A 12,117-nucleotide genomic window follows, 5' to 3' on the forward strand; every position below is an offset into this window, starting at 1 on the left:
TGGCTTTCCCGCAACGTGAATGATGTTTGCCAGGCAATTTTACTATGTACGCTTTTTTGCGTGCATTCCGTTATGACAGAATCAGGAAAAAAATATGCAACAGTTACAGAGCGTTATCGAATCTGCCTTTGAGCGCCGCGCCGATATCACGCCAGCCAGCGTGGACAGCGTGACCCGTGAAGCCATTGAACAGGTTATCGGCCTGCTGGATAGCGGCGAACTGCGCGTGTCTGAAAAGATCAACGGAGAGTGGGTAACGCATCAGTGGCTGAAGAAAGCAGTGCTGCTGTCGTTCCGCATCAATGACAACCAGGTGATGGAAGGCGCTGAAACCCGTTTTTACGACAAAGTCCCAATGAAGTTCGCGAACTGGGATGAAGCACGCTTCAAAAATGCGGGCTTCCGCGTTGTCCCACCTGCTGCCGTGCGTCAGGGCGCGTTCATTGCACGTAACACCGTGCTGATGCCTTCTTACGTCAACATCGGCGCTTACGTTGATGAAGGCACCATGGTTGACACCTGGGCCACCGTAGGTTCTTGTGCGCAGATCGGTAAAAATGTTCACCTGTCTGGCGGCGTCGGCATCGGCGGTGTTCTGGAGCCACTGCAGGCTAACCCAACCATCATCGAAGATAACTGCTTCATCGGCGCACGTTCTGAAATCGTTGAAGGCGTGATCGTTGAAGAAGGTTCAGTGATCTCCATGGGCGTTTACATCGGTCAGAGCACCAAAATCTACGATCGTGAAACTGGTGAAGTGCATTACGGCCGCGTGCCAGCGGGTTCAGTGGTGGTATCGGGCAACTTGCCGTCTAAAGATGGTAGCTACAGCCTGTACTGCGCCGTGATTGTGAAGAAAGTGGACGCTAAAACGCTGGCGAAAACCGGCATCAACGAACTGCTGCGTACCATCGACTAAGTCAGAATTGAGTCAAAACACCCGCCAACGGGCCTGTATTCAGGCCCGTAATTTTTTCTTTACACTCTTGTCTTAACTACCTGCTTCGCGCCGCGAATTATCTGGTGCGTTTATTTTTCAAACAGTTCATAATCCGCGCCAGTTAACTCCGGTCGCGCACTGTTCATCCCGGTTTTTGTGTCTACAGTTGATTAAGTATGCCGTAAGCGTTCCGGTTGCTGCGTATCTGCCGCATCCCGAATGATGATGATAGTCCTGCGCGCTCACCCACTCTTAGATGGAATATAAACGCTATGTACGACAACCTGAAAAGCTTAGGTATCAGCTCTCCTGAAGACATCGACCGTTACAGCCTGCGTCAGGAAGCCAGCAACGACATTCTGAAAATCTATTTCCGCAAAGACAAAGGTGAATTCTTCGCCAAAAGCGTGAAATTCAAATATCCGCGTCAGCGTAAAACCGTTGTGGCCGATCACACCAGCCAGGGCTATAAAGAAGTACAGGAAATCAGCCCGAACCTGCGTTACGTGATCGATGAACTGGACCAGATCTGCCAGCGCGATCAGGTTGAAGTCGATCTGAAGCGCAAAATCCTCGCCGATCTGCGTCATCTGGAAAACGTGGTATCGAATAAGATCGCTGAAATTGAATCCGATCTGGATCAACTGACCCGCAACGGTCGTTAATTTCCCTCCGCGTTCCCAGGGCCAGCTTATGCTGGCCTTTTTTTTGCCTTGTTTCAGTTTTATCTGGGCCTGTTTCACCTATCTGAATTCATAATCCCTGGCTAGTATCGGGTTATGTCTGACTTCAGGTATAACAAAAACTATGCAATTCGCAGCCATCACCTCAGGACAGCGCGGTCTGGATGTTCATATCGCCGGTGACCTTGCGCAAAAAATTCTCTCAGGAACGCTTAAAGCCGGTGATGTTCTGCCCAGTGAAGTGGAACTGTGCAGCCACTTTGGCGTCAGCCGAACGGCCGTGCGTGAGGCGCTCAAGCTGCTCTCTTCGAAGGGATTAATAGAATCGCGCCCCAAACTCGGTACACACGTGCGCGACCGCACATACTGGAATCTGCTTGATGTGCAGCTGCTGGAATGGATGCAGGGCATCGAATCTACAGCAGAAATGTATCAACAGTTTCTGGCCTTCCGTGAGGCTATCGAACCGCAGGCTGCCAGACTGGCTGCGCTACACGCCACGCAGGCACAACGCACCGAACTTTCTCTGTTATTTCGCGAAATGATCGCTGTTTGCGCGGCGAGTAAATTCGATCTTGCTCGCTGGCTGGAGGCAGACAGTGCCTTTCATCGCCTGATCTTTCACTCAACGGACAACTGTTTTTACATCCCGTTCGGTAATTTGCTGGAAACCATCTTTAAATGCTTTTTTACCTGGCCTTCCAGCGCGCAGGATATTTTTTTGGACGAACACCGTAAGATTTAAGAAGCGATCATGATCGGCGATGCCGATGCTGCGCACAGGGCATCGATGAGTCTAATGCTTAACAGCACGCAGCCTCGGATATAACCTTCCCATCACCGATACGTGGGTGGCCGCGATAACAACCACACATCACGCAGCGCTTCTCTTTCCGCACCGCGCGCTGCGGGGCTGCTATTGGCCGTCGATTGCGTTTCGATCGCGCGATGGATCCAACGCTGATAGCGGTCGCTGTTCAGGCTGTTATCGGTAAGCTTGAGAAGCGGAATCAAGCGCAGACTGACACGATCGCGATTTTTCCATGGCCAGGTTTTGCTGTCATCACTGAAAGGCGCCATGTAATCCAGCGCACTCAACAGCGAACCACCCTGCTGATGATAGTGCCAGAGATCGCCGGTTCCGCTTCGCTGTGACAACTGCGCAAGACTCGTCAGTGCCTGCAAATTGAAATAGCTATAATGGAACGAGCGCGTGCGTGCCAATTCCAGTGGCTGCGTTCCGTCCGCACGAATTTGCCCGGCGATTTTATCCTGAGCTAAAACCACCATCTGCTGAATGACCTGAGGTTGATGCAAATACCACGCAATACCCGCCACCTGAGCCGCATACCAGCTGCCATGGTTATTGGGCGCATCACGCTCGCCTTGTGCCAGCTTACTGTGCAATAGCCAGTCGAGATAATCGCTAAACCATGCCTGCAGTGCAGCCTGATCCTGTTGGCGCCAGCCGGGCGAATCCTGCAGTAGCTGCAGTGCATCCACTATGCGCGTGGCAAAGTAACGCCCATCCAGCACACCGGTGTGGCGGCCCTCAGCCTTACCCGGCACGCCCTGAGCATAATTAAGATTGGGATTCATGCGGGTGGCGGGATCGATAAACCAGCTGCGAATCATCGATTGGGCTTTGGCTGCATAACGGGTTTCGCCGGAGAAATACCAGGCAAGCGCCAATGCCTGCACGTCTGCGGTGAAACGAGCCAGACGCACACCATCGCTTTGATCGTTTTTACTCGCCGGATTGACCGCACCATCACGACGTTCCCATGGCAAGCCATTGGGCTTGTCGGGATTCGGCCACCAGTAAGCACTCAGGCTGAGATAATCATGGCGGGAACCGCTGGGAGGTAACATCCCTTTCTGCGTCACGCTGGGATTGGGCTGTTTAAGCGCGCGATCGGCAGCCTGCTTGAGTTGCTGCCACGCCTGCTCAGTTTGTGGCGCAGCCTGATGATTTTGCAGCGCAGTTCGCGTCTGTTGCATCTCTTCGCCAGATAAAAAGGCCAGCGAAACAGCTTTGGCATGACAGGTCGCGGTCACCAGCAAGGCGGCCAACAGCCAGACCAGGCGCACATTCAATCGGGACATCTTCCTCTCCTGGCCATGCTAAGGGTTAGCTCTGTTCATCCAGTTGCAGCGCCACATACAGCAGCAATCGATCGTCAAAATTGCCGAGGTTCAATCCGGTCAGCTCGGAAATGCGGTTCAGGCGATACTCGAGCGTATTACGATGGATAAACAGTGCGCGTGCCGTGGCGCTGGGCTGCACGTTATGACTGAACCACGCCACCAGCGTACGCCGCAATAATCCATTATTATCATTGGCTTTGAGTTTCGCCAACGGACGCGCCAGTTCATTCGCTTGCCAGCCACCGCGCAGGCTATCCAGCAGTACGGGGAGCACCAAATCCTGATAGAAGAAGCTTCGCTGTTCCGGCATGCGCTGTTTACCCACCATCATGGTGGTGCGCGCCGTACGGTAGGAACGCGCAATACTGCCGGGACCGGTAAAGAAATTACCCAGCGCGATGCGCATTCGCACCTGCCCACTCTCTTTCATACGCTGTAATAACTGATCCACGCGACGGCGATGATCGTCTTGATCGTAACGGCCGTGGGCGTTGAGCGCCGGTTTCAACACCACCATTTCAGTGAGTGAGACGATAGCAATCAGGTTGTCACGATCCGGCGTTGTCAGCAGTGTTTGTAACTGCTGCAATTCCGACATCGCACTGTCAACGCCAAGCTGGCCGCTGTCGACTTCCACCACCGCCACCACGCGCGGTTGATTGAGATCGATGCCCAGGCGCTGCGCCCACTCGCTCAACGCCGGTGAAAGCGTATCGCTACGAATCAGGTTCAGCACCAGCTCTTCGCGCAAACGGCTATCCTGCGCCAGCATGTGCAACAGCCGCGCTTGTTCCAGCATCATTTCGGCGGTCATACACACCAGTTCACCGTAGTGACGCAGCGCTGCCGGCTGGCCGGTCAGGCCAATTACACCGACAATCTCACCATCAATACGCAACGGCAGGTTGATGCCAGGACGCACGCCGTGCAGATGTTTCGCCACGGCCTCATCAATGTCCACTACCCTTCCCTGCGATAACACCAGCAGCGCACCTTCGTGCAATTCGCCAATACGCTCACGATCGCCGCTGCCAATAATGCGGCCGCGTGCATCCATCACGTTGACATTACTGTCAATAATTTGCATGGTGCGGGCAACAATATCCTGAGCCAGTCGCGCATCGAGATGATAGGTGGCCATCAATCACTCCAGAGAAAGGGAAGAATTGACAGAATACGCATCCCACGCACGCCTGGCATTGTGCAACTGCACATAGCCGGATAGAGAATACGGGAATTGCGGCAGGCGTCACATTGCGAAACGGACATCTGCACAATTTGGACCACACTAAAATGGTGTTGATGCTAGCCAATGGCGCAGTTCTGCTGACAAAAACAAAAAAGGCGAGCCGAAGCTCGCCTGTACTCAATTATCTAAGACTTACTGCATCAGCAGATAAAGGCTGCTGTCACCACGCTGCACGTTCAGGGCCAGCACAGACGGTTTGGTGTCGAGAATTTTGCGCAGTTCACCAAGGTTGGCAATCGCCTGCTGGTTAACGCCCATAATCACGTCACCTTTCTTCAGACCAATACGCGCTGCAGCACTGCCCGCCTTCACATTATCCACGCGCACGCCTTTCTGGCCGTTGCTGTCGATATTGCTCAGGTCGGCACCTTCAATGCCAGTGTAGATAGTGGCGGACTGCACTTTTTCCTGCGAACTCTGCTGCAGTTCAACCGTGATAGTCACCGGTTTACCGTCACGTAAAAGACCCAGCTGCAGTTTGGTGCCCACTGGCAGTGAGCCCACTTCTGCACGCAGCGCGGCAAAACTGGTCAACGGTTTGCCATTCATCGACACCACGACATCGCCGGCTTTCACACCCGCTTTTGCCGCTGCTGAGTTAGGCAGAACCTGGCTAACAAAGGCACCACGCTGGGCATCGACTTTCATCGCTTTCGCCAGCTCCGAGTTTAACTCGGTACCCATAATGCCCAGCTCGCCACGCTTAACCTGGCCATACTCGATCATCTGCGCCGTCAGGTTTTTCACCATCGCACTTGGGATAGCAAAGCCGATACCGATATTGCCGCCGTCTGGTGCCAGAATCGCGGTGTTAATCCCGATCAGCTCACCGTTCAGGTTCACCAGCGCACCACCAGAGTTACCACGGTTGATGGCGGCATCGGTCTGGATGAAGTTCTCGTAGTTCTCGACGTTGAGGCCGCTACGACCCAGTGCAGAAACAATACCGGAGGTCACCGTTTCACCGAGGCCATACGGGTTACCGATCGCGACCGTGTAATCACCGACGCGTAAGTCATCGGAGTCAGCGATCTTAATCGCCGTCAGGTTCTTCGCGTCCTGCAGTTGAATCAGAGCGATATCAGACTGCGGATCTTTACCAATCACTTTGGCGTCATAGCGACGGCCATCGCTCAGCTGCACCTGAATTTTGGTGGCGTTATCCACCACATGGTTGTTGGTGACGACATAGCCTTTATCGGCATTAATCACGACACCCGAACCGAGCGCACGGAATTTTTGCTGTTGGGTGTTGGCGCCGCCGTTGTCACCGCCCTGGCTACCATCACCGCCACCCTGGCACATTGGCGAGCTTTGGAATGGCGAACCGTCCTGGCAGAATGGCGAGTTATCACCAAAAAATTGCTGGAATTGCTGCGGCATGCGTGGGGTTTTCACCGTGGTGCTGCCTTCAACGCTAATACTCACCACGGAAGGCATCACTTTTTCCAGCATCGGCGCCAGGCTTGGCAACTGTTGGTTCGAGGAGGAAGCACTTTCCGCCGCGAAACTGACAGGGCTCAATGCCATGCCCAGACTAAGCGCCAGCGCACTTAACATTAATGTGCTTTTTTTCATTTGTCTGTGTCTCTCTAAGATTTACGGCCAGACCATTGCTGTGGTCGTGATGGTGAGATTAATTTTTTAGCGCGAAGTTCCTAATGAAGTTTTGGGCAAAGGTAAAAATTTATTCTTCATCTTTACAAAACTCAGCTTATTCCACGGCCATCAAACGACGATACTCATCCCACGCATAATTGTCTGTCATCCCGCTGATATAGTCCTGAATCAACCGCGAACGATAATAACGCTCCCACAACAAGCGTTGATATTTATGCTCGACAATCAGTGCCCGCATCTGCTGCTGATAAGCTTTTCGATGTTTTCCTGAAAGCTTATGAAACAGTCGCGTTTCAATCGGATATTTCGGCAGAAAATCGTCGTTCATCAGCGTAGTAAATTGTTCATAATCCAGCAACATTAATGACTGATAGATTTCCAACAGCCCTTTTATCACCCGATAGCCTTGTAATTCGAGCTGTTCAACTTCTGGATGATTAAATACCTGCTGGCGCGCCACGGTTTTAAATAATTTCAACAGACGGCCTTCATCACCGTCATCTTCCAGCAGCGCATGATTGAAATTCCCTTCAAAAATAGCCGGAAGGTTATCGACAAAACGGCGCACGGCATGGCTAACCAACACATTTTGCACGTTAACTCGTAATGACATGAAAAATTGATCGCTCAGGCTACGGCGTTTTTTCTGGTTGGCTTCCTTCCATGCCTCGCTCACTGTGCGACTGAACGCATCACCACTATTTACCGTCCCCCAGGCTTTAAGCAGAGACTTATACAAGGTCTCAACATCAAAAATGTCTTTTTCGACCGCGTCATCTAAATCGGCAATACAGTATGAGATATCGTCAGCGGCTTCCATAATCCAGGTAAGTGGATAGCGATGATGCTCTTTAATATGGGTGGCTGCGCGTAAGTCAGCCACATATTCACGTTCGGACAAATAAAAACCCGGTTTTTTCATCAGCACGCTAAATTCTGCCGGCTTATCGCCCTGCCACCATGCGGGGGCAGTATATTTTAAAATACAGGCCACCTGCGCATAGCTAAGATTGAGCTGCAGCAGCGTATGCACCAGGCGAATCGCCTGTGCATTGCCTTCGAAGTGGCACAAATCCTGACGAATCATTGCATTTAGCTGGTTAAAATCGGCGCGCTGATGCTCATCTGCCACGCCCGCCACCAGCGGGTCCACGAGTTCAAGAGGCAGATTGTCGTCAAACCAGTCATTGATGGCGGCTTCACCAAAGTGACCAAACGGCGGATTACCCACGTCATGCAGCAGGCAGGCCATCTCAATCAGACTCTCAAACGCGCCTTCAAACTCATCCAGCCCGTAATGTGCCAGTCCGCCGCCCTGCGTTTTCAGGTATTGCAGGATCTCTTTGGTGATATAGCGCCCGGTTTGCTGCACTTCCAGCGAGTGGGTCAAACGCGAACGCACCGCTGCATTACGCTCCAGTGGAAATACCTGAGTCTTTTGTTGCAGACGGCGGATCGCGGCAGAATTGATGATGCGGCCACGGTCACTCTCAAAGTGCCGTGTAATAAAGTATTCGCCCTCAGGATCTTTGCGGCTGGTATAAGGGCGGGTGAAACTGATCTTATTTTTGAAATTGATCGGCGCCATCATTACCCCTTATTTTTTGGTGAATTCATCCTCTGCCAGCCATGGTAGACTATGCCTCACTTTTAAGCTTTACATCCATAACTACAGCGAGATTCTTTATGAAAGCAGGCATTATTGGCGCGATGGAGCAGGAAGTCACCCTGCTGCGTGACAAAATCGAAAACCGTCAGACGCTGACGCTGGCTGGTTGTGAAATTTATACCGGCACGCTGAACGGTGTTGAGGTTGCTCTGCTGAAATCAGGCATCGGTAAAACCGCGGCGGCGCTCGGCACGACCCTGCTGCTGGAGCTGTGCAAACCCGACCTGGTGATCAATACCGGCTCTGCGGGTGGTCTGGCCGCTTCACTGAAAGTGGGCGATATCGTGGTCTCCGATGAAGTGCGTTATCACGATGCCGACGTTACCGCATTTGGTTACGAACCGGGTCAGATGGCCGGTTGCCCGGCAGCCTTTGTGGCGGATGAAAAACTGATCGCCGCTGCAGAGCAGGTGATTAAGCAGCTGGATCTCAACGCGGTGCGCGGTTTAGTGGTCAGCGGTGATGCCTTCATCAACGGTGCTGAGCCACTGGCACGCATTCGCACCACCTTCCCACAGGCGATCGCCGTGGAGATGGAGGCCACCGCCATCGGTCACGTTTGCCACCAGTTCAAGGTGCCGTTTGTAGTGGTGCGTGCAATTTCCGATGTCGCGGACAAAGAATCCCACCTGAGCTTTGATGAGTTCCTGGTTGTTGCCGCTAAGCAATCGTCGCTGATGGTTGAAAACCTGCTGGCACAACTGGCGCGTGGCTAAATATTGGCTACTGGGGCTATTGCTGATCGGCAATATCCTGTTTGCCGCTGCCCCGCGCGTTATCACGCTATCGCCCCATCTCACCGAACTGGCTTTCGCTGCAGGCATTACGCCGGTAGCGGTCAGCGCCTATTCAGATTTTCCGGCGCAGGCCCAACAGCTAGAGCAGGTGGCAAACTGGCAGGGCATCAACGTTGAACGCATCCTGCAGCTGAAACCGGATGTGGTGCTGGCCTGGCGCGGCGGCAATCCGCAGCGGCAGATCGATCAACTGCAACGTCTGGGCATTAAAGTCGAATGGATTGATCCGCAGACCATTGATCAGATGATTGATGCGCTAGCAGCGCTCAAACCGTGGAGTCCACAGCCTCAGCAAGCGGCGGCTGCCGCACAGGCGCTGCGCCAGCAAGAGGATGAGTTGCGTCAACAGTATCAACAACGCACGCCGATCCCCCTGTTTTTGCAGTTTGGTCAACAGCCGCTGTTTACTGCATCGCGTAATACGTTGCAAAACGAAGTGATCACGCTGTGTGGCGGTAAAAATATCTTTGCTGACAGTCGCGTAAGCTGGCCACAGGTGAGCCGTGAGCAAGTGCTGGCGCGTCATCCCCAGGCGATTGTGATTGGCGGTGACCGTGCGCAAGCCGCGAATATTGTGAAATTCTGGCAACCACAACTGGCGGTGCCGGTGATTGCCATTAACGATGACTGGCTGAGCCGACCGGGTCCGCGTATCCTGCTGGCAGCCAAACAGCTGTGTGCAGATTTACATCCGGCGAAAAATAGCACCAAAAAAGATTAAAGATTCGGCAAAAATTGTCGAAAATCAAAATACAAGGCACTGCGGCCACGTATGCTCGGTGCCCTTTTTGCGCAACGCGCAACTTTTGACTTCACCAGGAATTATCAATGACCAGAGCACTGCTCCTGGCCATAGGGCTCGCGATGGCTGCGCCAATTGGCGCGGCGACCTCCACCGGCTCTATTGCCGTCACGCTGACACTCTTTTCCCGCTGCGATATCTCGCGCCAAAGCGAACAAACATTGCCATCGATTGATTGTGGACGTCACTTCAGTGCACAGCCGCGCGTGACCGAAAGCGTGCTTAAACGCGATGCGAAGCGTCGTGAGACGTCACGATTAGTGACTGTTGAGTGGTAAAGTTCTGACCGCCAGAACGGCGGTCAGAAAAGGGATCAGATGCTGAAGGAAGAGCCGCAACCGCAAGTGGTTTTCGCGTTCGGGTTTGTCACGATAAAACGTGAACCCTCAAGACCTTCGGTGTAATCAACCGAACCGCCCACCAGATACTGCAGGCTCATTGGATCAACAACCAGCGCCACGCCCTGTTTTTCAATGGTCATGTCGCCGTCATTCATTTGATCGTCAAACGTAAAACCGTACTGGAATCCACTGCAACCGCCACCGGTGATGTACACGCGCAGTTTCAGCTCTGGATTTTCTTCATCCGCGATCAAATTTTTTACTTTTTTCGCTGCTGCTTCAGTGAATTGCAAAGGCAGCGCTGCTACGTCGTCACTCATGTTTTACTCCGGGTAAACGTCCAGGTCAGAAAACGACCTTAATTCCGCTATTATCTGCCAGCCGCCCAGTGCAATCAAGTACTGCGCTTGACACTGTGTGCCGCCTGCGCTGCGCTAAAGTATAGCTTTAAAAGGCTTTCGCACCCGCTTGCCTTTCTAATCAGGCGACTCTTCCCTTAGAATGGCGCCAGAATTTTTTTCCAGAACAGCAGGAGCCGAGCAATGAGTAAGTCAGAAAACCTGTATGCCGAAGCGCAACGCCTGATCCCTGGCGGTGTGAACTCCCCGGTACGTGCTTTTACCGGTGTGGGCGGCGTGCCGCTGTTCATCGAACGCGCCGACGGCGCTTATCTGTATGACGCCGATGGCAAAGCCTACATCGACTATGTCGGTTCATGGGGCCCAATGGTGCTGGGGCATAACAACGCCAATATCCGCAATGCGGTGATTGAAGCGGCATCTCGTGGTTTAAGTTTCGGTGCCCCAACCGAAATGGAAGTGAAAATGGCCGAGCTGGTGTGTGAGCTGGTGCCAAGTATGGACATGGTGCGTATGGTGAACTCCGGCACCGAAGCCACCATGAGCGCCATCCGTCTGGCCCGTGGCTTCACCCATCGCGATAAAATCATCAAATTTGAAGGCTGCTACCACGGCCACGCAGATTGCCTGCTGGTGAAAGCCGGTTCCGGCGCGTTGACCCTGGGCCAGCCAAATTCTCCGGGTGTTCCCGCTGATTTCGCTAAACACACCCTGACCTGCACCTATAACGATTTGGCGTCCGTGCGCGAAGCCTTCGAGCAGTATCCTGACGATATCGCCTGTATCATCGTTGAGCCGGTTGCCGGCAACATGAACTGCATTCCTCCGCAGCCAGACTTCCTGCCGGGCCTGCGCGCACTCTGTGATGAATTTGGCGCACTGCTAATTATCGATGAAGTGATGACCGGTTTCCGCGTGGCGCTGGGTGGTGCTCAGGCTTATTACGATGTGACGCCGGATCTGACCTGCCTCGGCAAAATCATCGGTGGCGGCATGCCGGTGGGCGCATTTGGTGGTCGTCGTGATGTGATGGCTGCACTGGCGCCAACGGGTCCGGTTTACCAGGCGGGTACGCTTTCCGGTAACCCGATTGCCATGGCGGCCGGTTTTGCTTGTCTGACGCAGATTGCTCAACCAGGCACGCACAGCACCCTGACCGACCTCACCACTCAACTGTCTGAAGGCTTGCTGGCAGCAGCAAAAGCAGAAAACATTCCGCTGGTAATCAACCACGTTGGCGGCATGTTCGGCATTTTCTTCACCGATGCCGAGAGCGTAACCTGCTATGCCGACGTGACAAAATGCGACGTTGAGCGCTTCAAGCGCTTCTTCCACCTGATGCTGGAAGAAGGCGTTTACCTCGCACCTTCTGCTTTTGAAGCAGGCTTTATGTCACTGGCACACAGCCAGGAAGATATTCAGCGCACCATTGATGCGGCACGCCGCAGCTTTGCGAAGCTGTAAGCCATTAGCGGGCGCCATGAATGAAGTGAACCCCGAAAGTTGGAC

The 12,117-nt window shown here is 53.3% G+C and carries 12 protein-coding genes; 7 read left to right on the forward strand and 5 right to left on the reverse strand.

Annotated elements, in window-relative coordinates; all coding sequences use genetic code 11:
* The first annotated feature begins 94 nt into the window (after positions 1–94).
* The 3 genes from dapD (at position 95) to VI01_RS02045 (ending at position 2,368) form a co-directional block, all read left to right on the forward strand.
* Positions 95–919, forward strand: a complete 825-nt coding sequence (gene dapD / locus VI01_RS02035) for a 2,3,4,5-tetrahydropyridine-2,6-dicarboxylate N-succinyltransferase (RefSeq protein ID WP_038648942.1) — start codon at positions 95–97, stop codon at positions 917–919.
* A gap of 293 nt (positions 920–1,212) precedes the next feature.
* Complete coding sequence (locus VI01_RS02040) at positions 1,213–1,605, forward strand: DUF3461 family protein (protein ID WP_034829501.1); 393 nt, start codon at positions 1,213–1,215, stop codon at positions 1,603–1,605.
* A gap of 142 nt (positions 1,606–1,747) precedes the next feature.
* Positions 1,748–2,368 (forward strand): FadR/GntR family transcriptional regulator, encoded by a 621-nt coding sequence (locus VI01_RS02045; protein ID WP_045813814.1) that lies wholly within the window; start codon positions 1,748–1,750, stop codon positions 2,366–2,368.
* A 92-nt stretch (positions 2,369–2,460) separates the two neighbouring features.
* Here the strand turns inward: VI01_RS02045 and VI01_RS02050 are convergent, their stop codons facing one another.
* The 4 genes from VI01_RS02050 to dgt all read right to left on the reverse strand — a co-directional run bounded on the left by VI01_RS02050 (position 2,461) and on the right by dgt (position 8,228).
* Entirely contained in the window at positions 2,461–3,729 is a 1,269-nt protein-coding gene (locus VI01_RS02050) for an alginate lyase family protein (RefSeq protein ID WP_045813811.1), read from the reverse strand.
* Between the two features lie 25 nt (positions 3,730–3,754).
* Entirely contained in the window at positions 3,755–4,912 is a 1,158-nt protein-coding gene (locus VI01_RS02055; protein WP_038648948.1) for a CdaR family transcriptional regulator, read from the reverse strand.
* A 240-nt stretch (positions 4,913–5,152) separates the two neighbouring features.
* The gene (gene degP / locus VI01_RS02060; protein ID WP_038648951.1) at positions 5,153–6,598 is read right to left on the reverse strand and encodes a serine endoprotease DegP; all 1,446 of its coding nucleotides are present in this window, start codon (positions 6,596–6,598) and stop codon (positions 5,153–5,155) included.
* Positions 6,599–6,734: 136 nt separating this feature from the next.
* Complete coding sequence (dgt, locus tag VI01_RS02065) at positions 6,735–8,228, reverse strand: dGTPase (RefSeq protein ID WP_038648953.1); 1,494 nt, start codon at positions 8,226–8,228, stop codon at positions 6,735–6,737.
* Positions 8,229–8,326: 98 nt separating this feature from the next.
* On the opposite strand from dgt, the gene mtnN reads away from it, so the two are divergent.
* The 3 genes from mtnN (at position 8,327) to VI01_RS02080 (ending at position 10,186) form a co-directional block, all read left to right on the forward strand.
* The gene (gene mtnN / locus VI01_RS02070; RefSeq protein ID WP_045813812.1) at positions 8,327–9,025 is read left to right on the forward strand and encodes a 5'-methylthioadenosine/S-adenosylhomocysteine nucleosidase; all 699 of its coding nucleotides are present in this window, start codon (positions 8,327–8,329) and stop codon (positions 9,023–9,025) included.
* A complete protein-coding gene (btuF, locus tag VI01_RS02075; protein WP_045813813.1) occupies positions 9,018–9,827 on the forward strand; it encodes a vitamin B12 ABC transporter substrate-binding protein BtuF in 810 nt (269 codons plus the stop codon). Before mtnN ends, btuF begins: the two co-directional genes overlap by 8 nt.
* A 107-nt stretch (positions 9,828–9,934) precedes the next feature.
* Positions 9,935–10,186: a hypothetical protein gene (locus VI01_RS02080; RefSeq protein WP_038648961.1), complete on the forward strand. Its 252-nt coding sequence runs from the start codon at positions 9,935–9,937 to the stop codon at positions 10,184–10,186.
* A 35-nt stretch (positions 10,187–10,221) separates the two neighbouring features.
* Here the strand turns inward: VI01_RS02080 and erpA are convergent, their stop codons facing one another.
* Complete coding sequence (erpA, locus tag VI01_RS02085; protein WP_034829523.1) at positions 10,222–10,569, reverse strand: iron-sulfur cluster insertion protein ErpA; 348 nt, start codon at positions 10,567–10,569, stop codon at positions 10,222–10,224.
* Positions 10,570–10,791: 222 nt separating this feature from the next.
* Between erpA and hemL the strand changes: the two genes are divergently transcribed.
* Entirely contained in the window at positions 10,792–12,072 is a 1,281-nt protein-coding gene (hemL, locus tag VI01_RS02090; protein ID WP_038648963.1) for a glutamate-1-semialdehyde 2,1-aminomutase, read from the forward strand.
* Positions 12,073–12,117 lie beyond the last annotated feature (45 nt).

The sequence above is a fragment of the Pantoea sp. SM3 genome (assembly GCF_000963995.1).
Lineage (GTDB): Bacteria > Pseudomonadota > Gammaproteobacteria > Enterobacterales > Enterobacteriaceae > Pantoea > Pantoea rwandensis_B.